The sequence below is a fragment of the Pseudarthrobacter sp. LT1 genome (genome assembly GCF_035621795.1).
In the GTDB taxonomy this organism is placed as follows: domain Bacteria; phylum Actinomycetota; class Actinomycetes; order Actinomycetales; family Micrococcaceae; genus Arthrobacter.
The window spans coordinates 4,064,785-4,088,878 of record NZ_CP141830.1; the positions used below are offsets into that span (position 1 = coordinate 4,064,785).

Annotated in this window: 25 protein-coding genes; 13 read left to right on the forward strand and 12 right to left on the reverse strand. The window is 65.6% G+C overall.

Annotated elements, in window-relative coordinates; genetic code table 11:
- Positions 1-149 precede the first annotated feature (149 nt).
- Together VIK36_RS19125 and VIK36_RS19130 are read left to right on the forward strand one after the other, a co-directional pair.
- Positions 150-878, forward strand: a complete 729-nt coding sequence (locus VIK36_RS19125) for a polysaccharide deacetylase family protein (protein WP_324643230.1) — start codon at positions 150-152, stop codon at positions 876-878.
- 138 nt (positions 879-1,016) lie between these two features.
- The gene (locus tag VIK36_RS19130) at positions 1,017-1,976 is read left to right on the forward strand and encodes an SRPBCC family protein (RefSeq protein ID WP_324643231.1); all 960 of its coding nucleotides are present in this window, start codon (positions 1,017-1,019) and stop codon (positions 1,974-1,976) included.
- A gap of 73 nt (positions 1,977-2,049) precedes the next feature.
- Here the strand turns inward: VIK36_RS19130 and VIK36_RS19135 are convergent, their stop codons facing one another.
- Positions 2,050-4,044: a rhamnogalacturonan lyase gene (locus tag VIK36_RS19135; protein ID WP_324645318.1), complete on the reverse strand. Its 1,995-nt coding sequence runs from the start codon at positions 4,042-4,044 to the stop codon at positions 2,050-2,052.
- A gap of 286 nt (positions 4,045-4,330) precedes the next feature.
- On the reverse strand, positions 4,331-4,810 hold the full coding sequence (locus VIK36_RS19140) for an Lrp/AsnC family transcriptional regulator (RefSeq protein ID WP_255173396.1): 480 nt from the start codon (positions 4,808-4,810) through the stop codon (positions 4,331-4,333).
- Positions 4,811-4,894: 84 nt separating this feature from the next.
- Here VIK36_RS19140 and hisC point away from each other — a divergent pair, with 84 nt between their 5' ends.
- The 3 genes from hisC to VIK36_RS19155 all read left to right on the forward strand — a co-directional run bounded on the left by hisC (position 4,895) and on the right by VIK36_RS19155 (position 7,400).
- Entirely contained in the window at positions 4,895-5,998 is a 1,104-nt protein-coding gene (gene hisC, locus VIK36_RS19145; protein ID WP_324643232.1) for a histidinol-phosphate transaminase, read from the forward strand.
- The gene (locus tag VIK36_RS19150; protein ID WP_420716225.1) at positions 5,995-6,684 is read left to right on the forward strand and encodes a YitT family protein; all 690 of its coding nucleotides are present in this window, start codon (positions 5,995-5,997) and stop codon (positions 6,682-6,684) included. The genes hisC and VIK36_RS19150 overlap by 4 nt, the downstream gene beginning before the upstream one ends.
- 74 nt (positions 6,685-6,758) lie before the next feature.
- A complete protein-coding gene (locus tag VIK36_RS19155; RefSeq protein ID WP_324643233.1) occupies positions 6,759-7,400 on the forward strand; it encodes an NADPH-dependent F420 reductase in 642 nt (213 codons plus the stop codon).
- A gap of 90 nt (positions 7,401-7,490) precedes the next feature.
- Here VIK36_RS19155 and VIK36_RS19160 read toward each other — a convergent pair whose 3' ends face one another.
- Positions 7,491-8,405 (reverse strand): hypothetical protein, encoded by a 915-nt coding sequence (locus VIK36_RS19160; protein WP_324643234.1) that lies wholly within the window; start codon positions 8,403-8,405, stop codon positions 7,491-7,493.
- A gap of 156 nt (positions 8,406-8,561) precedes the next feature.
- Here VIK36_RS19160 and VIK36_RS19165 point away from each other — a divergent pair, with 156 nt between their 5' ends.
- Positions 8,562-8,915 (forward strand): hypothetical protein, encoded by a 354-nt coding sequence (locus VIK36_RS19165; RefSeq protein ID WP_324643235.1) that lies wholly within the window; start codon positions 8,562-8,564, stop codon positions 8,913-8,915.
- A gap of 41 nt (positions 8,916-8,956) precedes the next feature.
- On the opposite strand, the gene VIK36_RS19170 is transcribed toward VIK36_RS19165, so the two are convergent.
- A complete protein-coding gene (locus VIK36_RS19170; protein WP_324643237.1) occupies positions 8,957-9,889 on the reverse strand; it encodes a threonine/serine dehydratase in 933 nt (310 codons plus the stop codon).
- Between the two features lie 2 nt (positions 9,890-9,891).
- A complete protein-coding gene (locus VIK36_RS19175) occupies positions 9,892-10,170 on the reverse strand; it encodes a hypothetical protein (protein ID WP_324643238.1) in 279 nt (92 codons plus the stop codon).
- A 276-nt stretch (positions 10,171-10,446) separates the two neighbouring features.
- Here VIK36_RS19175 and VIK36_RS19180 point away from each other — a divergent pair, with 276 nt between their 5' ends.
- Together VIK36_RS19180 and VIK36_RS19185 are read left to right on the forward strand one after the other, a co-directional pair.
- On the forward strand, positions 10,447-11,703 hold the full coding sequence (locus tag VIK36_RS19180; protein WP_255173403.1) for an SLC13 family permease: 1,257 nt from the start codon (positions 10,447-10,449) through the stop codon (positions 11,701-11,703).
- 165 nt (positions 11,704-11,868) lie between these two features.
- Complete coding sequence (locus VIK36_RS19185; RefSeq protein ID WP_255173404.1) at positions 11,869-12,435, forward strand: AAA family ATPase; 567 nt, start codon at positions 11,869-11,871, stop codon at positions 12,433-12,435.
- Positions 12,436-12,570: 135 nt separating this feature from the next.
- Here the strand turns inward: VIK36_RS19185 and VIK36_RS19190 are convergent, their stop codons facing one another.
- Positions 12,571-13,446, reverse strand: a complete 876-nt coding sequence (locus VIK36_RS19190; protein ID WP_324643239.1) for a hypothetical protein — start codon at positions 13,444-13,446, stop codon at positions 12,571-12,573.
- A gap of 173 nt (positions 13,447-13,619) precedes the next feature.
- Here VIK36_RS19190 and VIK36_RS19195 point away from each other — a divergent pair, with 173 nt between their 5' ends.
- Entirely contained in the window at positions 13,620-14,819 is a 1,200-nt protein-coding gene (locus tag VIK36_RS19195) for an N-acetylglucosamine-6-phosphate deacetylase (protein ID WP_324643240.1), read from the forward strand.
- A 177-nt stretch (positions 14,820-14,996) separates the two neighbouring features.
- Here VIK36_RS19195 and VIK36_RS22125 read toward each other — a convergent pair whose 3' ends face one another.
- A complete protein-coding gene (locus tag VIK36_RS22125; RefSeq protein ID WP_420716226.1) occupies positions 14,997-15,572 on the reverse strand; it encodes a hypothetical protein in 576 nt (191 codons plus the stop codon).
- A 225-nt stretch (positions 15,573-15,797) separates the two neighbouring features.
- Here VIK36_RS22125 and VIK36_RS19205 point away from each other — a divergent pair, with 225 nt between their 5' ends.
- Positions 15,798-16,355 (forward strand): HNH endonuclease signature motif containing protein, encoded by a 558-nt coding sequence (locus tag VIK36_RS19205; protein WP_324645353.1) that lies wholly within the window; start codon positions 15,798-15,800, stop codon positions 16,353-16,355.
- Between the two features lie 172 nt (positions 16,356-16,527).
- Here VIK36_RS19205 and VIK36_RS19210 read toward each other — a convergent pair whose 3' ends face one another.
- From VIK36_RS19210 to VIK36_RS19225, 4 genes are all read right to left on the reverse strand, one after another.
- Positions 16,528-17,358, reverse strand: coding sequence for an MBL fold metallo-hydrolase (locus tag VIK36_RS19210; protein WP_324643241.1), 831 nt, complete (start codon positions 17,356-17,358; stop codon positions 16,528-16,530).
- A gap of 7 nt (positions 17,359-17,365) precedes the next feature.
- Complete coding sequence (locus tag VIK36_RS19215; RefSeq protein WP_324643242.1) at positions 17,366-18,001, reverse strand: GyrI-like domain-containing protein; 636 nt, start codon at positions 17,999-18,001, stop codon at positions 17,366-17,368.
- Between the two features lie 95 nt (positions 18,002-18,096).
- Positions 18,097-18,975 carry a Rieske 2Fe-2S domain-containing protein gene (locus tag VIK36_RS19220; RefSeq protein ID WP_255173410.1) on the reverse strand — a complete coding sequence of 293 codons (879 nt, stop codon included), beginning with the start codon at positions 18,973-18,975 and terminating at the stop codon, positions 18,097-18,099.
- Between the two features lie 83 nt (positions 18,976-19,058).
- Entirely contained in the window at positions 19,059-19,358 is a 300-nt protein-coding gene (locus tag VIK36_RS19225) for a putative quinol monooxygenase (RefSeq protein WP_255173411.1), read from the reverse strand.
- 382 nt (positions 19,359-19,740) lie between these two features.
- Here VIK36_RS19225 and VIK36_RS19230 point away from each other — a divergent pair, with 382 nt between their 5' ends.
- On the forward strand, positions 19,741-20,184 hold the full coding sequence (locus VIK36_RS19230; RefSeq protein WP_255173412.1) for a hypothetical protein: 444 nt from the start codon (positions 19,741-19,743) through the stop codon (positions 20,182-20,184).
- 67 nt (positions 20,185-20,251) lie between these two features.
- Here the strand turns inward: VIK36_RS19230 and VIK36_RS19235 are convergent, their stop codons facing one another.
- Complete coding sequence (locus tag VIK36_RS19235) at positions 20,252-21,274, reverse strand: Lrp/AsnC family transcriptional regulator (protein WP_324643244.1); 1,023 nt, start codon at positions 21,272-21,274, stop codon at positions 20,252-20,254.
- A gap of 136 nt (positions 21,275-21,410) precedes the next feature.
- On the opposite strand from VIK36_RS19235, the gene VIK36_RS19240 reads away from it, so the two are divergent.
- Both VIK36_RS19240 and VIK36_RS19245 read left to right on the forward strand, forming a co-directional pair.
- On the forward strand, positions 21,411-22,631 hold the full coding sequence (locus VIK36_RS19240) for a M20 family metallopeptidase (RefSeq protein WP_324643245.1): 1,221 nt from the start codon (positions 21,411-21,413) through the stop codon (positions 22,629-22,631).
- Between the two features lie 106 nt (positions 22,632-22,737).
- The gene (locus VIK36_RS19245; RefSeq protein WP_420716227.1) at positions 22,738-23,991 is read left to right on the forward strand and encodes an MFS transporter; all 1,254 of its coding nucleotides are present in this window, start codon (positions 22,738-22,740) and stop codon (positions 23,989-23,991) included.
- Positions 23,992-24,094 lie beyond the last annotated feature (103 nt).

Below are 24,094 nucleotides of genomic sequence, written 5' to 3' on the forward strand. Positions count from 1 at the left end.
GCTTAGGTAACGCCCGGAATTGCACCATTGCGGGAGGCAGGAGAAGTTACGCAGTCGACGCCTGACATCTGTTTACACCCCCTTTAAGGCGGTCATAGGGTGCTCACCTAAACAAGGTTGAAAGCAGCCTTGGGAAGGGAAAGAGCACCATGAAAAGCAAGATTGCGGTCATGGCCCTGGCTGCCCTGAGCTTGATTCTGGCCTTAGTCGCCGGGGCCCCTGCATCAGCCCATGCCGCCGACAAGCCACTGATCGGCCTGACCTTTGACGACGGGCCATCCGCCGAGCGCACCGCTTTTGTCCTCGACGTCCTCAAGGAAAAGAACGTCAAGGCAACGTTCTTCATCCAGGGCTCACACGCCGAGCAGTACCCTGACCTCGTCCGCCGGATCAAAGCCGAGGGGCACGTTATCGGCAACCACTCCTGGGACCACGCCAACTTCCCCGACCTCACCCAGGCGAACCAGAAGCAGGAAGTTGACCGCACCAACGCCACCCTCAAGGCCATCACCGGCACCACACCCGTGCTGATGCGCTTCCCGTTCGGCAACAGCACCCCCTACGCGCTCAAATACATCAGGAGCATCGGCATGAGCGGCGGCATCCAGTGGCACTGGGCGGTCGGCGAGCCCGGCGACTACGAGTGCCCCGGTGCAGCTGGAGTCGAGAAGTACGTGCTGGATGAGGTCACCTCGGGTGCAATCATCCTGCTCCACGACGGCAACGACGTCCTGTCCTGCCCCGCCTCCCAATGGGACTACCTGTCCAAGACCATCGACGCCATCCGGGCCAAGGGCTACGACTTCGGCGTGGTGGCTCCTTCCACCAAACCAAGCGCACTCAACGAGGGCTCCTACGGCGTCGTGGTGGCGCCCTGAGTAAGCCTGCCTTTCGGAGGTTTCGCGTTTTTGTCGCCCACCGCTCTGGAATCCGAAGCAGTCAGTAGGTATGTTGGTAAGCATGCTGATGATTTTTCCCTGGTCGTCAGTCCCCGGTAACAAAGCGAAGGAGACGTTATGAGCACGAAGGTGGAAAAACGCATTCTGGTGAACGTACCGGTGAGCACCGCTTACAACCAGTGGACCCAGTTCGAGGAGTTCCCGCACTTCATGGGCGGCGTCAAGAGCGTCACGCAGCTCAGTGACGACCGACTGGAATGGGTGGCCGAGATCGGCGGCGTCCGCAGGCAATGGGAAGCCAAAATCCTGGAGCAGGTCCCGGACCGGCGCGTTGCCTGGGCCGCCACCGAAGGTGCCACGAACGCCGGCGCCGTGGACTTCGAGGACGTCGGAGGCGGCCAGACCTCCCTCCGGCTGACCCTCGAATATGAACCCGAAGGCCTGGTCGAGAAGGTGGGCGACAAACTGAACGTCGTTGACCGGCAGGCGGAATCGGACCTGCAGAAGTTCAAGGAATTCATCGAGGATGAAGGCTACGCCAGCGGCGCCTGGCGCGGATCGGTGAACGCCGGCTCCGCGGTTGGCACCCCCGGCGTTGAACATGCGAGCGCGTCCCGTGGCGATTCCGGCAAAGCCGGCGTTTCCGGCAAGGTTGCCGCCGGCGTCGGCATTGCAGCGGCTGCCGGCGCAGCAGCGGCGATGGCAGCCAGCGGCAACAAGGACAAGACGGAGACCCGCGATGTGACGGTCACCGAGACCACTCCTGTGGTTCCGGCAGAACCGGTTGTTCCCGCGGAGCCCCTGACCACCGGCTCCACCACAGGCTCGGCGGACGCAGGCGTCGGGGTTCCGGCAGCCGGCACGACGGCGGCGGCGGGCTCCACCGGTTCAGTCGCCGACCTGGGCGATGACAGGATCGGGCACGCCTTCGACCAGACCAACGGCCTGGTGGACACCACCGGGGAGTCCGACGAGACGCTCGAAGGCGAGAACCTCAGCGCCGGCGAACGGCGCGGGGACGACCGCGGCACCGAGGGCGGCCTTCCGCCGGTGGGTGGCAACCTCGGCGGCCACTGACCCGCACTGACCCACAAGCAAGCGCCGCCCGCCTTCCCCCAAGGCGGGCGGCGCTTTCGCGTCTCCGGCCGGCCTACTTGGCCGTTCCGGCGTAGTAGACGGCCGGCATGGCCGGTGCCTGCATACCCTCGCCGATGAAGAAGCTGGGGTGCGGCGGCTGGTTGTAGCCCACCGCTTCACGGGCCACGCCGGTCCGGTACATCGGGTCGTGCATCAGGGTGCGCAGACGGACCTCCGTGGGTGAGGCGGTGGTGTAGATCCGCAGCTCAGTGCTGTCGGCGGAGGGGAACACGAGTTCCTCGCGCCAGTCGCCCAGCAGGTCCGCCTGCAGGGACGGGTTGCCCTTGGTGTGGTTGTTGGTCCGCGCGCCGGAAGCGGTCAGGAGCCGGTCGCTGGTTTCGGTTCCCCAGTTCCACTTGGAGATGGTGGGCACTCCCATACCGGCCACGGCGTCGAAGTCATGGTCCACGATCTCCCGCAGCAGGTCGCCGTCCCACCAAGCCATGAAGTTGGCTGCAGGGATCTTGTCCGAGATCCGCTCACCCTTGGCGGACATCAGGAACCCCACCGGGGAGTTCCACGCGGCATCGCCGCCTACAGCCCAGCTTTCAGAGCCCGGAAAACGGGGGTCGATGTCGCCCGTGGCGCCGCGGCCTGTGTCCTTGACGGCGGGGATGCTCCACAGCACTTCGCCGGTGGCGGCATCGCGGAACGTGGCGCCGCGGTTGCCGCTCTGGCTCATGCTTTCGTGCACTGCGAAGGTCTCGAGCCCCGGCCGGGAGGGATCAAGATCGCCCGTGTGGATGGCGTCGCCGTGGCCCAGCCCGGTGTTGTACAGCGGAGTGCCGTCGTCGTCGATCGCCATGGAGCCAAAAACAAACTCGTCCTTGCCGTCCTGGTCCACATCCGCCACGGAGAGGTTGTGGTTGCCCTGGCCCTTGTACTCGGCTCCAGCCACATCGGAATCGAACTTCCAGCGCTTCACCAGCTTGCCGTTCACAAGATCGTAGGTGACCAGCACAGTGCGGGTGTAGTAGCCGCGGCTGAACATCATGGACGGGTGTTCACCGTCCAGATACGCCACTCCAGCGAGGAACCTGTCCACGCGGTTGCCGTAATTGTCGCCCCACGCGGATACAGCGCCGCGCGGCGGATCGTAGGGAACGGTGTCCATGATGGTGCCGCTGGCGCCGTTGAACACCGTGAGGAATTCCGGCCCGGACAGGACATAGCCGGCACTGGTCCTGTAATCCGCCGCAGCATCACCAATGACGGTTCCCGCCGCATCGGTGGTTCCGTCCGCGGTCTTGAACGCCACCTCGGCCTTGCCGTCACCGTCAAAGTCATAGGCCAGCATCTGCGTATAGTGGGCGCCCGCCCGGATGTTGCGGCCCAGGTCGATGCGCCACAGCCTGGTGCCGTCCATCCTGTAGGCGTCCACGTAGACGTTCCCGGTGTAGCCGGACTTGGAGTTGTCCTGTGCGTTGGACGGGTTCCACAGCTGGATGATCTCGTACGCGCCGTCACCGTCAAGGTCGGCAACGCTGGAATCGTTGGCGCTGTAGGTGTACGGCTTTCCATCCTTGCTTACGCCGTCGGCGGGCTTGTCCAGCTTGATGGGGAGGTAATTCTGTGCCAGCGGACTGAACCCGGCACTGAGCTTGTCCTGCCCGTTGCCGTTGCCCACGGTCTTGATCACGTACCTGGAGTCCGCCGTTCCCGCCGGGTCAAGGTATGTGGTGGTGTCCCGGATGGGCTCGGGGGTAATGAGGACGCCGTCGCGGATGACCTGGAAGCCAACGCTGTCCTGGTCCAGGCCCAGCATCCGCCAGCCCAAGCTGACGCCCTGGTCCGTCAGGACGGCAACCGGGGCGCGGTCCAGGTTTTCCACCTGGCGCGCGAGGCCTGAGTGTGCGCGGGGAGCCGGAGCGGCAGGGCCTCCCGGGCCCGGGTCAGCGGCAGCAAACGGGACGCCGGCCAAGGCCATCACTGCCGCAGCGAGCGTGGCCGCCGCGGCAGCGGGCACAGGCTTCCGCGCCCTGCCCGCCGGGGATTTCGGGGAACACATTGAGGGGTTTGCCAAAAGAACATCTCCTTTGATGCGGCGGCAGGTGAGGCTGCCACAGACGCATTTGGAACGTTTCATTCAAAGCAACTCCTATCCCCGGGAGTGATTGCGGGGAGGAGAGGACGACGAGGAAAACGCTTTCTGCCCTTTAGGTTTATCAGCGCTTTACAAGAACGGTCAAGGCCTTGACCGGTAGTAATTGGGAGAAAATGTTCTCCTGCGTTCGCCTGTCCGGCACCACCGCCCGCCCTCCCTGGCAGTGGGCGGACCTCGCAAGGGCTGCTGGCTATTTGTGTGCGGCCGCCTGCAGCAGGGGCACTGTGCGGGTGGGCATCACTTCCACCAGGGACATGGCGGTGCTGGTGCGGACGACGCCGTCGATCGCCAGCATCGCGTTGGTGATCCGGTGCAGGTCGGCCGGGTCCCTCGCGGCCACCTTGGCCAGAAGGTCGGCATCGCCGGTGGTGGCATGCATTTCAATGATCTCCGGAATGGTCTGCAGCGCTGCCACGGCAATGTCGCTGGAGGACTGGCTGATGGAAATCGAGATGAAGGCGATCAACGGCAGGCCAAGCGCCCCGGTCCGCACCCGCTGGCTGAAGGGTGCCAGACTGCCGTCATTGGCGAGGCGGCGGAGCCGGGCATGCACCGTATTGCGGGCCACGCCCAGCGTCCGGGAGAGGGACAGGACAGTAGCCTGCGGGTCACGGTCAAGTGTGAGGAGGATCTCTGCGTCAAGGGCGTCAATAAGATGCATAGTGAGCATTTTTGCCACTGCTGGAGACAACATCTGCTGGATGTGTCCTGCTCAATCCTCCCCTGTTGCGCAGACGTCCTGAATTCACCGATCATGCTGTCCATGACCAGCACGCTTCCAGAAGCCGCCGCCCCAGAGGTCCGCGCCGCCGTCGCCCAGCTTCCCGCCTACGTGGCCGGCAAGAGCGCCCAGTCTGCCCTGACCGCGGCTCTTGCCTCGAACGAAAGCCACTTCACTCCCCTGCCGTCCGTCGTCGGCGCGATTGCCGCCGAGGCCGGCAGGATCCACCGGTACCCGAGCATGGGGGCGGTGGAAGCACGGGAGGCCATTGCCGCGCACTTCGGTGTCAGCGCTGATGAGGTTGCCGCCGGACCGGGAAGCTCCGGTGTGCTGCAGCAGATTATCTCCGCCGTCTGCTCGCACGGCGACGAGGTGGTGTACGCCTGGCGGTCCTTCGAGGCCTATCCCATCCTGGTGGCGGTGGCCGGCGCCGTTTCGGTCCCCGTGCCGCTGCTGGCAGATGAGCACCACGATCTCACGGCCATGGCTGCGGCCATTACGGAGCGCACCCGGCTGGTGATCCTGTGCTCGCCGAACAACCCCACCGGGGTGTCCATCAGCGCGGAGGCGCTGGAGGAGTTCCTCCAGTCCGTCCCCCCGCGGGTACTGGTAGTGCTGGACGAGGCGTATGTTGAGTTCCAGCGCGGCCCGGGCGTCGACTCCCTGCATTTCTACCGCCGCTACCCCAACCTCTGCATCCTGCGGACCTTCTCCAAGGCGTACGGGCTGGCTGGGCTGAGGATCGGCTACGCCATTGCCCGGCCGGAGATCGCCGAAGGCCTTCGGCGCACGGCCGTTCCTTTTGGCGTCAACAGGATGGCGCAGGCCGCCGCGGTCGCTTCGCTTGCTGCAGGGGACGAGATCCTTGAGCGCACCGAGGCGGTGGCGCAGGAACGGACCCGCGTGATCGGAGCACTTCGGGGCCTGGGCTGGGACGTCCCGGACAGCCAGGCGAACTTCTACTGGGTGCGGGCTTCGGACGACCTGCGCGTGCAACTCCTTGACGCGCTGGCCCAGGCCGACATCCTGGCACGCGGCTACGCGGTTGACGGCGTGCGCATCACCCTGGCCGATGCCGCCACCAATGACCGCGTGCTGGCTGTCCTGGCAGACCGCGGTCGGTTTGCAGCGCAGTGAGCACGTCCATAGAGGTCCATGCTGACGCAACCACTACTGCCCCGGCCACGCTCCTGGAAGAGCCGACGGCGGGACGTCCTGCGCCGCCGTCGGCCGTCCGCCATTCCGTGGTTGAGGACGTCCTGGGCATCCTGACCGGCACCTTTGCGGCGTCACTGGGCCTGTTCCTCCTCAAGTCCAGCGGCGCCGTCACCGGCGGCACCGCAGGCCTGGCGCTGTTGCTCAGCTACTCCGTTGCACTGCCGTTTGGTGTCATCTTCTTCACCGTGAACCTGCCGTTCTTCGCGCTGGCGGTCTGGAAGAAGGGGTGGAATTTCACCCTCCGCACCGGGGCGGCCATCGCCCTCGTTTCCGTGATGGCAAGCCTGCACCCTGCCGCGCTGGGGTCACTGAACCTCGACCCGGTGTACGGCGTGGTAGGCGGAAACCTGCTGGCCGGCGTCGGCCTCCTGATCCTGTTCCGGCACCAGTCCAGCCTGGGCGGCTTCAATATCCTTGCCCTGCTGCTGCAGGAGAAGCTGAACTGGCGCGCCGGATATGTGCAGATGGTGCTGGACGTTGCCATCGTGCTGGCATCGCTGGTCCTGGTGCCGCCGCTGCTGGTGGTGCTGTCCGCTGCCGGCGCCACGCTGCTGAACCTCATCCTTGCCCTGAACCACCGCCCGGGCCGCTACCTGGGTAAGTAGGTAGCCGGAACCCCGCCCTTTTATTCCCGGGAACCGGCTGAAATATCTGCAGGGGGACCGCTGTTGCCGCCACTATGACAACAATCGGAATCATTGGTGCAGGACATATTGGCAGCCAGGTCGCACGGAAGGCCGTGGAACTGGGCTACGACGTGGTCATCAGCAACTCGCGCGGGCCGGAGACGCTCCATGACCTGGTGGCTGAGCTTGGCCCGAAGGCCCGGGCTGCCACGGCAGCCGAAGCGGCAGCCGCGGGCGACTTCGCAGTGGTGACCGTCCCGCTGAAAAACTACAAGGACGTCCCGGTGGAGCCGCTGGCCGGCAAGGTTGTGATCGACACGAACAACTACTACTGGGAGCGGGACGGCAGGATCCCCGCCCTGGACAACGGCGAGGCCACCACCTCCGGGCTGCTGCAGGAGCACCTGCCGCAGTCCAAGGTGGCCAAGGGCTTCAACCACATCATGGCCGCGGACATCACCACCGACGGATCACCCGCCGGCACCGCCGACCGGCGCGCCCTGGCCACCGCCAGCGACTATCCGGAAGCAGCCGAGCTGGTGACCCGCCTCTACGACGAATTCGGTTTCGACACCGTCAATGTCGGCCCGCTCTCGGAGAGCTGGCGTGTGGAGCGGGACCGTCCGGCTTACGTGAAGCGGCAGACCGCCGCCCAGCTGAAGGACAACCTGGCCAAGGCTCCGCGCACCATCTGATCCGTCTTTCCGGATCCCCCAGGCGATTCCGGATCCCCCAGGCCAAACTGGCCGGCAGTTCATGCTGCCGGCCAGTTTCTTTTAACGGCACTACTTCCGGGCCGGAACCAGCACAACTTCGAACGGGCTGGGCGGCTGGTTGAACTGCGCATTCACGGCGGCCAGCGTATTTCCGAACAGGGCCACGGTGGTGGGGACATTGAACGAGTCGCTCTTGATCGTGCCTTCCACAACGCCGGAGGACAGGTCCCCGGCCAGATCAATGCGGGCTATCTGGTTCAGCTGGTTCTGGACCGCCCACAAGGTGCCGCCACGCACCAGGATGCCGTCCACGAAGGGGACGCTGACGCCCTCAATGGCTGCGCTCTCCCCCGTTTCAGGGTTGACCGTGTACACCGCGCCGTCGGCTGTATGCGCCACCAGCAGGACGTTGCCGTCGTCAGCCGAGGCAATGCCGTTGAGGTTGAAGTCCGGTGTGAGGTCCGCGGCCGGGCCGCTCAGCTTCAGGGTCTTCACCGTGCCCAGTTCACCGTCTTCTCCCACCGGCAGGAAGTAGAGTTCCGCCGCGGCCGAATTGGTAAACCAGGCGCCCCCGCTGGTCAGGGTGACGTCGTTGATGAATCCCTTGGCCAGGTCAAAATCGGCCACGGGTTCGCCGGTGTCGGTGTTGTAGACGAAAGCCTTGCCGGTGGTGGCGCCAGCCACGAACAACAGGTTGTGGCAGGAATCGGCCTTCATTCCGGCGGCTGCGCGCCCCGCGGGGGCGTGGATGAAACGCGTGGCGGTGCTTTGGCGGAGGTTCCCGCGGAAGATATCACCGGTGGTGAGTTCCCCTGCGTAGAAAGTCCTCCCCTCCCCCGCCGCGATGCCCTCCGCGGAGGTGGCGCCGTCGAGCACTATCTCCCCTGATCGGGGCGCGGCCGACGCCGGAACGGCTGTGGGGAGGAGCAGTGAAAGCAGGGCGACAAGTCCTGCGGCGGCACGGCGGCGTGCTGTTCGGCGCATGCTGGTTCCTTAGTCTGGTTTGATGCGCGCGGGGCCCATCTGCGGAAGCTCCGCACGATTGGTACTGCCAGTTTAAGCGCCCGTATTGGGCTTGCGAAGGCATGGGGGTACCCAATCTGCTTACAATCGAAACCTCTGACCACTACCGAGGGACCCATGAAGAAATTCGCCACAGCCCTGTTTGCCGCCGGCCTCGTTGCTTCCGCTACGGCCTGCACCGCCACACACCAACTGACCACCGCTGAGACCTGCGAGCGGATCCAGGCCGTTGTGTCGAACCCCGCCAACAACGCCGGCAAGACGGGCATGAACAACCTCGCCAACCAGATCCGTCCCATCCACGCCGTGGCTTCGGACGACCTCAAGCCTGCCCTGGCCTCGATCCTCGCGTACACGGACGAACAGGCCAAGGAGAACCCGGACAAGGACAAGCTTGCCGATTTGCAGTCCGGCTACCAGGAGGCCGGCAGCACCTACAGCAAGTTCTGCGGCCAGGCCGGCGGCCAGTAGTCAGCTGATCCAGCCCGGGCGTCCCGTTCGCCCGGGCTGGATCAAAGCGTGGCCGGATCCGTGTTGGCACCGCAGAGGATGACGGCAACGCGCTCGTTCGTCCCCGGCACATACGCACCGGAGGTCAACGCGGCGTAAGCCGCTGCAGCGCCGTGTTCCACCACGATCCGGTAGTCGTTCCAGAGTGCCGAGCGTACGGCAATGATGTCCGCGTCGCTGACAAGGACGCTTTCGACGCCGCAGCGGACCGCCACTGAGAAGCCGATCTCGCCTATGCGGCGGGCACCCAGGGAGTCGGCCGCGACACCCGATACGGCGACGTCCACCGGCCCACCAGAGGCCAGGGCGACGTGCAGGGTTGGCGCTGTTTCCGGTTCCACGGCCACCACTTTCGCGGCGCCCTCGACGGCGGCGGCTACCCCCGCCATCAGCCCGCCGCCGCCCACTGCCACCAGGACGGTGTCCACGTCCGGCAGCTGCTCCAGCAGCTCCGAGCCCACTGTTCCGGCACCGGCAACGATTTCGGGCTGGTCATAGGCGTGGCAGTACACCGCGCCGGTTTCCTCGGCGTGGGCCACGGCGGCCTGGTAGGCGGCCGCGTACTCCGCACCGCCCTGCACCACGGTGGCGCCGATGGCCTTCAGTTTGGCGACCTTGACGGCGGGCGCGGCTTCCGGGACAAAGACGGCGGCCGGAACCCCCAGCTGCTTCGCGGCATAGGCATTGGCCAGCCCCGCGTTTCCGCCTGAGGCCACCACGACGCCGACGCCGCCCCTAAGTTCCCCGCGCTCCTTGGCGGCCAGGATGCGGTTGAGCGCGCCGCGGGCCTTGAATGTGCCCGTGTGCTGCATGAACTCGCATTTGAACCAGACCCGGCCGTCGGACAGGCCCAGGTCCGCCTCCATCACCGGCGTTCTGCGGATAAGGCCGGCCGTCCGGCGCGCGGCCTGGTCAATGTCGGTGCGGGAGATCATGCCTAGACTTCGTCGTCCCAGGTACCCGGCTCCCCCAGCGCCTCTTCCGGCTTGCTTTCCTCCGGTTTGTTGTCGCCGGCCGCGTCCCCGCCCCCAACATACGACGCCGGAACGGTTCCGGCGGCGTGGACCTGCTGTTCCTCACGGATGTTCGCCGCGCCCGGCTGTTCGGGGTGCTGCCCGGACTGGGGTGCCTTCTTAGCGGCTTCCCTGGCTTCGTCCGGATCGCCCGGGCCCCGGAGGTCTGCGGTGTTCTGGGGATCGTCGCTGGAAACGGTCATGGTCCTGCCTTTCACCTGGGAACTGCCTGTTCTGCAGTTGCCTGTTGTGGAACTGCCTGCCCGGCCGGGGAGACCCCTTCCGGGCCTCCAGCCTACGGTCTCGAGGCAGCCGACGGCGCCTTCCGGCGCGCAATTCCCAGGAGCCCGGCGCGCGATTCCCGGCAGCGTCGAATGGAATGTCATGATGCTTTCCATGGGCAAGCCGCACCCCGCGTGCTTGCCCCCGTGACCGGTGGCATGTTCAACCAGGCAGCCGCCACGAGACCGGAGCCTGCCATGACCGCTATCCAGATCATCCCGCTGGTGATCCTCGTGGCGATGTTCGTCATCGCCACCAAATGGCCGCTGAACATCGGGGTGATGGGGCTGGTGGCCTCCTTCGGCGTCGGCTATTTCATGCTGGGGATGTCGGACCGGGAGATCCTGGCGGAGTTTCCCGCCAGCATCGTCTTGACCATCATTGGCGTCACCTACTTCTTCAGCATGGCCCAGCGGAACGGCACCATCGACATCATCGTCAAGGGCTGCGTGCGGATGGTCCGGGGAAAGACCCTGCTGCTGCCGTGGGTGTTCTTCCTGATCGCCGCCGCGCTGACCTCGCTCGGCACCTTCTCCCCCGCCGCCATCGCGCTGCTCGCTCCAGCAGCGCTCGGATTCGCCTACGAATCGAGGATCCACCCCGTACTCATGGGCGCGTTCATCATCAACGGCGCCCACGCCGGCGGCTTCTCCCCGCTGTCCGTTGCCGGTGTGCTGGTGCATGACATCGCCCTGAAGAACCATTTCCCAATCGCCCAGGGCGGCCTGTTCACTGCCAGCTTCGCCGTGAACCTGATCCTCTCAGTGCTCACCATTGTCCTGTTCGCCCTGATCGGCAGGCTGCGTGACGGCACCGCGGGTCAGCACGCGGACATCGACACCTCCGCCACCGGACGCCCGCACGGACAGCAGGTCCTGACCCTGGTCCTGATCGCCGTGATGCTGGCAGCCACCCTCGGTTTCCACCTGCCCATCGGCTTTGTGGCCCTCTCCGCAGGCCTGCTCCTGGCATTCATCAACATCAAGGAGCACAAGACCTTCATCGGCGGCATTTCCTGGTCCACGGTCCTGCTGGTTGCCGGGATGATCACGTACGTCTCCCTGCTGGAGCACGTAGGGGTCATCGACACCCTTGCCGAGCAGGCCCTGGCCCTGGGTACGCCGCTGCTGATCGCGCTGGTCCTGTGTTATGTGATCGGTGTCGGCTCGGCCTTCGCTTCCTCCACCGCCCTGCTCACCGCGTTCATACCCCTGGCCGGACCCCTCCTGGCCACGAGCTCGCTCAGCGCCTCCGGAACTGTTGCCGCGCTGGCCATCGCAGCCACCGTCGTCGACGTCTCCCCCTTCTCCACTGACGGCGCACTGGTGGTGGCCAATGCCCGGGATCACGACCGGCAACGGGTCTACAAGCAGCTGACGTTCTATGCGGGCGGCGTGGTGCTGGTGGCGCCTGCCCTGGCCTGGGCGCTGCTGGTACCCACCAACATCATGTAGGTCCTGGTTCCATCCCGACCCTCCGGGCCAGCGGGCCGGGCTCGACCCGGTCCAGACCCTCTGAAGGGCCGTCATGCAGTTTCGCATCGTCCCTGCCTGTGAACTCCAGCTCATCCGGGACATTGCGCCCGCTCCCGCCGTTAAAGGATCGGCGGAGGAGGCCGGATGATCATTGTGCTGACAGGCATCGACGGATCGGGAAAGTCGACGGCGGCCCGCGCCCTGGTTTCGATGGTGCGGGCCCGCGGTGGACGGGCCTTGCTGGTGAGCAACCATGCGGGCCGGCGGGTCATGTCCCTGGCCGCGGCCAGGCTGGGAGTGCGGCTGCCGGACAGGGTGGCAGACCGAATCGAAACCCTTCTCCGGGTGGGCAACGTGCTGGTATCGCACCTGCGCGCCAGCCGCTTCGACGGCCTGGTGGTCATGGACCGCCACCTTCACTGCCAGCTGGCACTGCGGCACGCAAAAGGGCTGTCCCGGGGACGATTCCTCCCCTGGCTGTTGGCCCGGCTGCCGCAACCGGACGCCGTCTTCCATCTGGACATCGACCACGCCGAAGCGCACCGCCGCATCATTGCCCGCGGGAGGGATTCGGAGAGCCTCGCTGACCTTGCCGCCTTCCACCACGGGTACCGGGAACTGCCGGAGTACACGGGCTTTTTGCGGATAGACGCCTCCGCACCGGCCGACGAGGTCGCGGCGGAGCTGAATTCCCGGCTGGAGTTCGCGTAGACCTGAGGGCCACGCAGGACACGACGCGCAGACCGGCTCGGGCACGCAGGGAGCGGGCCCACGAAGCTGTGGCCCGGCACAGATGCGGGCCAGGACTTTGCAGTCCTGGCCCGCCTCCACGCTGCGGAGTTGCGGCTACCGCGAGGCAGTCGGGGAGGCCGACGACGAGGCGCCGCTGCCCGAGGACATCGTCGCCGAAGAGGTGGACGAGGCAGTCGACGAAGCCGAGCCACTCGGCGAGGACGTGCCCATTGAACCCGACGAACTGGTGGAGGACGGGCTGGAAGTTGCGCCCCCGCCGTCGGCCTTCTTCAACACGTCATTGATGAGGCCCTCAAGTTCCTTCTGGTCCTTGTCACCCAGGTCGGTGCCGCTCTTCGTGGCAACCACCAGCAGGCGCCCCTGCGCGGCGGAAACCTGCATCAGCTTCTGCTGGTTGTCACCGCTGCGGGTGCTGACGGTGGCGAAGGTCTTGTCCGCGTCGGTGTCCGCCTTCAGTTCCTTGCTGGACACGTCGTATTTCTGGCCCAGCGCGGAGACCGAGAACTTGGCGCACTGGTCCATCTTGCCGCTGATGTCGTTCAGTGTCTTTACGGCATCCGGGCCGTCGCTGCCGGACTGGGCCGACAGGCTGCGGGGCTGGTTACCGTCGGATAGCGCCACGGCAACGTCACCGTTTTCCACCTTGTCCAGCAGGCCCGCCGTGGCAATGTCCTTGCAGTCCTTGGGATCGACGGTTGCCGTGCTCATGAGCAGGTTGGCGATGTTTCCGCCCTGGTCAACCTGTTCCTTGGAGTACAGCTTGAGCTCGTTGCCGTCGGCGTCCTTCATCCCCGAGATGAGGTCGCGGAGCTGATCCTCCGAGTACACCTTGGCGTCAGCAGTCTGGCTGGCGGACGCCGACGCCGTCGCCGAACCCGACGGGCTGGCAGTACCACTGCCCCCTCCCGAACAGCCGGCCAACGCCAGCATCGCCGCAGCCATGACTCCAAGCGCAGAAACTTTTCGCATCAGGTTCACCCTCCGAAATAGACAGCATGCTTAGCACTTTCACTGTAAAGGTTCCCACTGGCACGGTGAAATAACGGCACGGGGAAGTTTGCCTGATAGCGCCGCGTGCAGGATTTGTGCCGAATGCCCGCGGGCCCGTTGTGGAATAATCCGTGGCGGGAGGCGAGTGGACCGTGAACAGTGAGCTCATCCTCCGCGGGCACATTGTTTCAGCGAGCCTGGATGTGCCGGACGGTGTTGTAGCGGTCGACGGCGGCGTGGTCACCTTCGCTGGGGCGGCGTCGGAATTTTCCGGGGTTCTTCCGGATCGGGCCGCGGCCCCGGGGTTTCTCCTGCCCGGCCTGGTCGACCTGCACTGTCACGGCGCACACGGCTCTGACTTCTCGGAAGGCAACCTTGACGGAGCCCGTCACGCCGCCCGCTACCTTCACAGCCGCGGCACCACTACTCTTCTGGCCAGCATCGTCACTGGGCGGCCCGGACACCTTGTCCGCAACCTTGCCGTTCTTCGGGGGCTGGCTGGTGAGGGGCTTATTGCCGGTTCGCATCTCGAGGGTCCATTCCTCTCAACGGAGCAGTGCGGTGCCCATGACACTGCGCTGCTGTTGGATCCCGATCCGGGTCTGGTGTCCGGATTCCTTGGTGCTGCCGGGGAATCAATGGTCTCCATGACCCTGGCGGCCGAGCTTTCCGGAGCGTTCGAACTTGTGGATCTCCTCGCGGCGCGCGGCATCATCCCGTCCTTGGGACACACGGCTGCGGATCATCCGACGGCGGCGGCTTTCCTTAAGGGCGCAGCGGGCGGTTTGGCCGCTGCCGGGCATTCCACGGGACGGCGGCGGCCGACGGTCACCCACCTGTTCAACGCCATGCCTCCACTGCACCATCGCTCCCCCGGACCAGTCGCGGCGGCCCTCAGCGCGGCACGGGCGGGAGAAGCCGTGGTGGAGCTGATAGCCGACGGAGTGCACCTGGCGCCTGAAACGGTGAAGCTGGTCTTCGATCTCGTAGGTGCGGCCAATATCGCCCTCGTTACCGACTCGATGGCTGCAACCGGCCTGGATGACGGCCGGTACCGGCTGGGCTCCCTTTCCGTCACGGTGGACCAAGGCGTGGCGCGGGTGGACGACACTGGTGCCATTGCGGGTGGTACCAGCACGCTGCTGGAGGTCGTCCGGACTACTGTGGCAGCGGGTGTTTCCCTGCGCGACGCCGTAACCTCGGCGTCAGCTGTTCCCGCGTCCGTGCTGGGGCTTTCGTCGCTGGCCGGGGACCTGCATCCCGGCATGCTGGCGGACGTCGTGGTGCTTGACCAGGATTTGAAGCTGGCCCGCGTGCTGCGCAAAGGCGCGTGGGTAACCCCCTCGGGCTAACCGCTAACGCCTGGTGTGCCGGCCTGGCTTCGGGTGCCCTTTGAATGTCGGACCCCCGTTGGATGATGTTCGTATGGGAATCGACGGTGGTGCTGGGGTGGCGTTGGAGGGTGTCCGTGCCTCTGTTGCTGCCCTGGACGCCCTGGAGAAAGAGGACGCTTTCCTGGCTTCCGGGGCTCATACTTGTGCCGGTGTGGATGCGTTGCAGCGGCGGTATGGGATCCGGCTGGAACGCCTGGAGCTTTTCGCTCGGCTGGAGGCGCAGCTCGGTGCGGTGAAGGCACGGGACGCCGTTGAGGCAGTGGAGTTCCAGCAGGCGATGACGCCGCCGGGCGCCTCGATCGAGGACCGCACGTACGCGGACATGTCGGTGGTGGAGGAGATCGCGGGAGTCCTGACCATCAGCTCCGCGGCGGCAGGGGCGTTGGTGGAGCAGTCACGGCGGATCTGTTCCCTGCCGTTGGCTTTCGAAGCCCTGGCCTCGGGCGTGATGTCGTGGCAGCACGCCCGCATCATTGCCGACGAAACCGAAGGCCTCACCTCCGAGGGTGCGCTGAAGCTGGTGGCGCACTTCTTCGACCCGGCTGCGCCGAACCCCGCCCGCGGCGCGGCCCCCGGAGAGCTCGTTCCGTCCCGGTTCCGGGCCAAGGTCCGTGGGTGGCGGGAACGCCACCATCCGGAATCGATCGAGAAACGCCATGTAAAGGGTGCGGCGGACCGGCGGATGGAATACACCCCGGACAAGGACGGCATGGCCTGGGTCTCCCTCTACCTCCCTGGCGATACCGCCTGCGCCATCTGGAACCGGACCACCGCGACCGCCCGCGGCCTGCAGGGACCGGACGAAGAGCGCACCCTCACCCAACTCCGCCCCGACATCGCCGCCTCCCTGCTCCTCGGCGCCGGGCATACCACACAGACCGGGAAACCCGCAAAGGTCGGACAGGTCCTGCGCCGCGGGCCGACGTCCTGGTCACCGTGCCGGTGCTCTCCCTCCTCGGCCAGACCGATGAACCCGCAGTGTTGGATGGTTTCGGGCCGATCCCGGCATCCGTGGCACGCAGGCTCGTCGCGGACGGGGCGGGCTCCTTCTACCGGGTCCTCGTCGACCCCCGCAACGGGGCAGCACTGGAAATCGGCCGCACACGTTACCGGCTCACCGAAACCATCAAACGCTGGATCAGGATGCGCGATGCCAAGTGCACCTTCCCCGGCTGCAACAACCGCACCCCCGACAACGACACCGACCACCTCACCGCCTGGCAACACGGCGGCACCACCAACGTCAGCAACCTGGCCCAACTCTGCCCCAAACACCACCGACTCAAGCACCACAGCCAATGGACACCCCACCCCGCAACCGAGAACCAGCCGCCCGGCTGGACCTCACCAACAGGCAGGCACTACAACGCCGAACACCAGGACGCAGAACCAACCCACTGGCCACCGGAAAGCTGGCCGGGATGGCCACAGTCGCCTATGCCAATGGAGCGAAGCCTCCTGGAGGAAGCCCTGCTGGAGAGCCTGGCCGTGTAGGAACTCTGCAGGAACTGCAGTGCGCCTTGCCGTGTAGGAACTGCAGGGTGGGAACTCTGCAGTTCCCGCATAGTAAGAACTGCAAGACGGGGCTGCAGGGCAGGAACAGGGTTAGAAACCGTAGAGCGCCTGATGCTTCCCCGCGGCCCATCCCGGACAGCCCACGGGCCGGCTACGCAGCCTCGGGGGATCCCGCAGCGCGGCCGCGAAGCTTCATCCGTTGCGTGCGCTCCTTCATTGTGAGAGCCCGCAGCCGCGGAACGGCCCCAAGAGCAAGTGGCTGCCCATGGCCCGGTGCCAGCAACCGGGGGCCCAGTCCTGCGAGGCGTGTGATGGAGTCCATGGACTGTTCCCAGTTCCACGTGGTGTACCTGGGTGGCCCGGACAGGTCCGGGGCGCCTGACAGGATGCCGCGGATGGAATTCAAACCCACCGTCACCACCGCATCCCCGGTAATCAGAACCCCATCGCCCGCGCGCCAATAGGCAACATGTCCGGGGGTGTGGCCGGGTGTGGGAATCGCCGCCCACCCGGGCAGCCCTGGTATTCCTCCATCGCGGGGCAGGCTTTGGGCCACGTCGGTAATATCACCGGACGCCTCGATCCTGCGGCGGGCGCGGGCGGGCAAGGACCACAGGAGCGGGGCGATGATCCAGCGGTCCAGCGGCATTGAAAACTCGGGGATGTATTTTCCGGCAGCCATGGGCAGCTCTGCTTGGTGGACGTACACCGGCACATCCCACCTCCGGGCCAGGGCACCGGCAGCGCCGGAGTGGTCCGGATGGATGTGCGTCAACAGGATGGCATCAGGCGTTTTGCCATTCCCCAACTCTTGCTCCACAGCGCGCCGGACCGGCTCGGCGCTCCCGGCCCAGCCACAGTCCACCATCGCCCAGGTGGTACCCGAGCGCACGAGGTAGAGGTTTGCGGCCATCGGACCTGCACCGGAGGTCATCAACAGCACGCCGGAAGCAATCTCCCGCGGTTCGGTAATGCGCGTCATCGGTCCTTCACACCACCGGGTGGCGAATCAGCGTGCGCAGCTTGTCAGGTGCGCTCCGGCGGGGGTCGCCAAGGTAGATTTCGTGGTGCCTGCCGCGGACCTTCAGCCCGGCCTCCACCACCGCCGCGTCGAGGAGGGCGATTGTGGCACCTTCGTCAGCGTAAGGACCGACATGGAGCGTTTGGGCGCAGCGGCCCTCTTTCCAGCGCTCGAACTGGAGCAGGTCAAGTGCCGGAAGTTCCTTGGCCCGGGACTCCTTTCTGGCCCGCTCCAGCAGGGCTTTGTCGATTGGTTCGGGCTGAACCATCATGGCCTGCCATCGCCATGATTCCCGGTCGACTCCCGAGAGGCCGCCGAAGCCTGCTGTTACGGCCTCGTCGGGGTCAACGTGCCCAGCCTCGTCGAACCACCACAGTGCTTCCAGGGGCATTACTTTCGTAATCAAACCAACCTGCTTCTTGAGCCCGAAGTGCGCGGCGTAGCTGACCGTAAAGAGCGCCTGAACTGCCTCCGCGAATGCAGGCCCGTCTGGGTCCCCCTTGCCCCGGACCATGGCGAAGAGCAGCGGAGGAACGTCGATGAAATCGACGAATCCCTTCCGCCCTTTGTAGAGGACCGCGATGTCCTCGCGAAGATCGCTCACCGCGCCTGGACTCACCTCGCCTGGATTCCCCTTGACCTCGCCATGCACCCAGTTTTTCGCCGCCCCTGCCAACCCAAAAGGGCCGAACGGCCCTTCTAGCCATCAGCCCCCGGCAGGCGCACCTCCACGAGTTCACCGGTCACCCGCGTTTCGAAAAGTGGCTGCCGCGAAGTTGCCGGGCCGGCTTTCACTTCACCGGTGCGCAGTGAGAACGTGCTCCGGTGCCAGGGGCAGACGACGCACGGGTCGCCGTCGTTGTCCTTGATCTTGCCTTCGTGAAGCGGACCGGAGAGGTGGCTGCAGACGTCGGAGAGTACGTTAACCGTCCCGCCCTCACGGTGCACCAGCAAGGGGATGCCGGCCACTTCGCGCTTGTGCAGCCCGCCCTCGGGAAGGTCCGCCAACGGTGCCAGCGAATGCCAGCCGGACGGGAAGCGGTGCGGGATTTCCTCGCTGTGGTTCACGCCCGCAGCCTGGCGGTACGAAAGGTGGCCGCCCAGGAAGCCGCCGGCGCTGACGGTGGCCAGCCCAAGATACGCAAGCACCTTGCCGCTTCCCTGGCTGCCAGTTGACCTCTGCACCAGTGACGCGATGTAGAGGCCCGTGGCGGTGACGTTGGCCGCGGCGTGCACCAGGCCCACCCTCTGCTGCTGCGGATGCAGCTGGGACCAATCGGTGAACCCGGCCAGCGCAGACGGAATCACGCTGGCAGTACCCACACCAATAAGCAGCCGGGCAGCTTTTTCTCCGCCCGGGACCGCATCGAGTACTCCTGCGGAGAGCCAGGCACCGATGGGCACCTGGACAGCAAGGGGATGCACCGGGTGGCCGATGGGAACGCCGTGGAGGACATCACGGGCCCAGCGCGGTTTGATGACCTTCAGGACGGCTTTCCGGACGCTCTTGGCCAGTGGGTCAAGCCACTCGGCATCCTCGAAACGAGTGACAAGCTCAAGTGCGGGCAACGGTTTCATGTGTCCTCCCTTACCCCGATTACCGCAATCCACTCACTGCTAATTACCTGTCCTGGGAGGAGGTATTTCGCTTTGGCCGCAGCTCAGCGGAGGGGCGACCCCAGCACCGTGAACCGGTGGCCTCCCATTTCACCGGACAGCAGCGGCATCGCCTCGGCAATCGCGGCCCGCGTGCTGTCCAACTGCAGTGATGCCTGGTGCGCCTCGGCAGATTCCCACAGTTCCGAGACGAACACCGTGTCCGGCATGTCGGCATTGATTCCCACCTCATACAGCAGGCACCCGGATTCCTTCATCCCGGGTTTCGGCCGGAGCAGGATGGCTACCAGGGCCTCGCGCCGGCCGGGCTTGGTTCCCAACATTCCCACATTCGCAAAGGTCATAGGGACAGTCTGCAGCCTGCGGCGGACGCCGGAAAGGGGCTCAAACGGCCGGCACCGGCACAAGCGGCGCCCAGCTCCAATGGGAGGGCGGAACTCTTGAAGGAAACCCGTCAAGCAGGGTGCGGTTGCCCCTAGCGCAGTCAAACAAAGCGGAGGATATTTTAAAAACCGGGTTCAGCAAACATAAGGATCCGGAGTCGAAGCCACCCGCACTGCGGGGCGCGCTGTTTGAAACGGGACGGGCAGGCTCCTGCCACCAATTATTGAAATGTGCTCAATTCCGGCGGCTTAAGGCTGCCCGCAAAGGTGAATCGCATCCTTTGAGGAGCAACAAGATATGTCCAACACTCGAATTAAGAGGCCAACCCGGGCAAGGTTGGCCATGGTTCCGGTCCTCTCACTGGGTCTGTTCGGAGGCTTCCTCGCGCTGGCCGCACCCGCCAACGCGGAAACAAGCCGCAACGGCTGTACCGTCGACCCGAAGGATCCCAAGGATCTCCGAGGCAACAAGGTCGATTTCAGGATCAAAGTGGACTGCAACGGCGAAAAGACCGTCGAGATCCGCCAGCTGCGCTACGAAGACGACCCCGGTCCGCGCAGCAGCGACGACTTCCTCGGCCGCTCAGTATTCACCGAGCAGTTTGATCGCCACGACGGTGCAAGGACCATTTCCAGCATTGACCGTGTGCCCAACCTCGACCGCAGGGGCGAAGAAGAGGTCTACCAGCTGGTCTCATTCCGCGTGCAGAACCACGGCGGACACTGGTCCGACTGGACCCCATGGGAGAAGAGCGCCGTAGTGGAAGTTCACCGCGACGGGAAGTAGAACTCTTCCCCTCAGCGAGGAGCCAGGGGCAGTGCCCCTGGCTCCTTCCCGTTATAGCTCGTCGGTTTCAGTCTGCAGCGCCCAGGCTTCCGGCATGGACGACGGCGCCACTCGCCGTCGTATCTTCCTTCAGCATCCAGCCCACCCGCTTGACCGTCCGCAGCATCACCGCACTCTCCACAATGTCGATGCCGGGCACCTTCTGCTGCAGCGCCAATTCAGCCGACATGACGTCCGCCAGCGTGTGCAGCCACATGATGATCACGAAGTTGGTGGGTCCGGTGGTGGAGGCGCTCAGCCGCACGTTGCTGATGGTGCGGATCTCCGCCGCGGCTGCCTCGTGCTGGCCGGCCGGTACATTCACGAACCACTGGCAGGTCACCGGGAACGATGAGTAGCGCTGCGCGATTTCGCAGCGGAACGACAGGATGCCGCTGGCCAGAACACGGTTCAGCTGGCGCTGCACGGTGGCGGGATGGCGGCCAAGGGCACGGGCAATCTGGGCAGCTGTGGCACGGCCATCCCGGGCCAGGAACGGCAGCAGGTCAAGGTGGCTTTGCGGAAGCTGCCCGGCCACCTGCGCCGGCTCCGGGCTTGCCTGCGGTGCGAGGGTCCGCAGGGTGGCCAGCTGGGAACGGCTCAGGACATTCAACCGCCAATCGTCGCCGCTGCTGTGCAGCCGGGTGCACAGGGCCACCTGGTACTTGGTCAGGCCGTCGATGGTTTTCAGGTGCGAAACCACCCGGTCACTGAATTCCTCCAGCGAGCGGGTGATCACAGTCAGCATCAGGTCGCGGTTGCTGGCCGCCTCCTCCACCGTAACGATCTCCGGTACAGCGGCCAGCTGCGCCGTGACGCTGTCCCTCCGGTTCATTTCGCAGTCAACGGCCACATACGCCAGGAGCATCTGCTTGGGGTCACCCGCCAGGTGCGCCGTCACCCACGCAGCGCCCTGTGAGGCCAGCCTGTCCCAGCGGGCCGCGAGGGTAGTTGCATGGACGTCCAGCACCTTGGCGGCGTCAGCCCAGCCAAGCCTCGGCGCAGCCTGCAGCACCTGGATCAGGGCAAGGTCATCCTCGCTGAGCTCCACCCACGCCTCCTTTGCCTTGCATGAATCCTGACATCATCACGCACTTCCAGAATAATTCGAGTGCTTTTCAAGAATGTGAACCACGCCACTTCAGAATAGTTCCCAAGCCCCGATACCCATTGCCAAGGAGTAACACGTGACCATAACCGCCGACGCCAAGGACCTGCAGGATGACCTGGTCCGCCTGCGCCATGACCTGCACCGGCAGCCGGAAATCGGGCTCCACCTTCCGCGTACCCAGGAGAAGGTTTTGGAGGCGCTGGACGGTCTCCCCTTCGAGATCACCCTTGGCAAAGAGACGACGTCCGTCACCGCCGTCCTGCGTGGTGCCAATCCTGGTCCCGCGGTGCAGCGTCCCGCGGTCCTCCTCCGCGCAGACATGGACGGGCTGCCCGTCCAGGAAAAGACCGGAGTCGACTTCACGTCGCAGGCCGACGGCGCCATGCACGCCTGCGGCCACGACCTGCACACCTCCATGCTCGCCGGAGCCGCCACCCTCCTGGCCGAGAAGCGGCACCAACTCCAGGGCGACGTCGTCCTCATGTTCCAGCCTGGCGAGGAAGGCTGTGACGGTGCCAGCTATATGCTCCGGGAGGGCGTGTTGGACGCTGCCGGCCCCCGCGTCCAGGCCGCCTACGGCATGCATGTGTTTTCCTCACTGGAGCCGCACGGCACCTTTTGCACCAAGCCCGGCGTCATGCTCAGCGCGTCGGACGGCCTGGAAGTAACGGTGCTCGGCGCCGGCGGCCATGGTTCGGCACCGCACTCCGCGAAGGATCCGGTCACAGTGGCCGCAGAAATGGTGACAGCCCTGCAGGTCATGGTCACCCGCCAGTTCAACATGTTCGATCCCGTAGTCCTGTCCGTGGGTGTGCTGCATGCCGGGACCAAGCGGAACATCATTCCGGAGTCGGCCCGCATCGAGGCAACCATCCGGACGTTTTCCGAAGCGTCGCGCCTGAAGATGATGGACGCCGTGCCCCGCCTGCTCAAGGGGATCGCCGCCGCACACGGGGTGGAGGTCGCCGTCGACTACCTGCAGGAATACCCGCTCACCATCACCAACGAAGACGAAACACACACCGCCGAAAAAGTGATCACCGAGCTTTTCGGCGAGCGCCGCCTCTCGCGCTGGGCCACCCCGCTCAGCGGCTCGGAGGACTTCTCCCGCGTGCTGGCCGAGGTACCCGGCACGTTTGTGGGCCTCAGCGCCGTGTCCCCCGGGGGCGACCCCGATGCATCGCCGTTCAACCACTCCCCGTATGCCACGTTCGATGACGCCGTGCTGGCGGACGGGGCCGCACTCTACGCGGAACTCGCCATCTCGCGGTTGGCCACGCTGTCGCGGACCGCCTAAGTTCCCCATCCCGTCACCGGCAGCAGCGCCGCTGCCCTTTCCCGCAGACCAACCGACCAGGAAGAAGACCATGTCCGTTGCAGTAACCAAGCCCCAGACTGGACGCATGTCCACCGCAAAGACCATCATCGGCACCGGCATCGGCAACGCCGTTGAGTGGTACGACTGGGCCATCTACGCCACCTTCACCCCGTTCATTGCCAGCCAGCTGTTCAGCAAGGCGGACCCGGCGTCCGCGGTGTTGTCCACCCTGGCGATCTTTGCGGTCGGCTTCGTGGCCCGGCCTTTCGGCGGCTTCCTCTTCGGCTGGATCGGCGACCGGGTGGGCCGGAAGACCTCGATGACCTTCGCCGTCGGCCTCGCCTCGCTGGGCAGCCTGCTGATCGGCATCGCCCCCACGTTCGCCAGCGTCGGGGCTTTCGCCTCGCTCATGCTGCTGGTGGCCCGCCTGGTGCAGGGCCTGGCACACGGCGGCGAGCTGCCGTCGTCGCAGACGTACCTGTCCGAGATGGCACCCAAGGAACACCGCGGCTTCTGGGCCACCCTCATCTACACCTCAGGGACTGTGGGCATCCTCTTCGGAACACTGCTAGGCGCCGTCCTGAACATGGCGTTGAGCACCGAGGCGATGAATGCCTGGGGCTGGCGCATCCCCTTCCTGATCGGTGCCGCCATGGGCCTGTACGCGTTGATCATGCGGTCGCGCCTGCACGAGACCGAGGCATTCCAGGACGAGGCCGTCACCACCAAGCGCGCTCCCATCTGGCCGCAGATTGTCCGCTACCGCAAGCAGGCCATGCAGGTCATCGGACTGACCGTGGGCCTCACGGTGATCTACTACATCTGGGGCGTCGTGGCGCCAAGTTACGCCACCACCGCGCTGAAGATCGACCGTGGCGAGGCACTGTGGGCCGGCGTGATTGCCAACATCGTCTTCATCGCCGCACTGCCGGTATGGGGAAAGCTGTCCGACCGTATCGGCCGCAAGAAGGTCCTGTGGGCCGGCGCGATCGGCTCCGCGGTGCTGCACTTCCCCATGACCTGGCTGCTGAAAGACTCCGCCTGGCAGCTGGCCGTGAGCATGTCCGTGATGCTGGTCTTCGTGGCCGCGAGCGCCGCCATTGTTCCGGCCGTGTACGCCGAGCTGTTCCCCACCTCCATCCGCACCGTGGGCGTCGGCGTCCCCTACTCCATCTGCGTGGCTGTGTTCGGCGGCACCGCACCGTACCTGCAGCAGTGGCTGGGTTCCTCGCTCGGGGCGCCGCAGGTGTTCAACATCTACGCAGTGCTGCTCCTCGTGGTCAGCGCAGCCTTCGTGTTCACGATTCCCGAAACCAAGGGCAAGGACCTGACCCACTAGCCCTCCGGCAACACAAGGAAGGTCCCTGGCACACCGAGCCGTGCCGGGACCTTCCTGTGGTGCGTTAATGGGCGCCGGTCTTCAGTGCCTCACGCACGGCCGC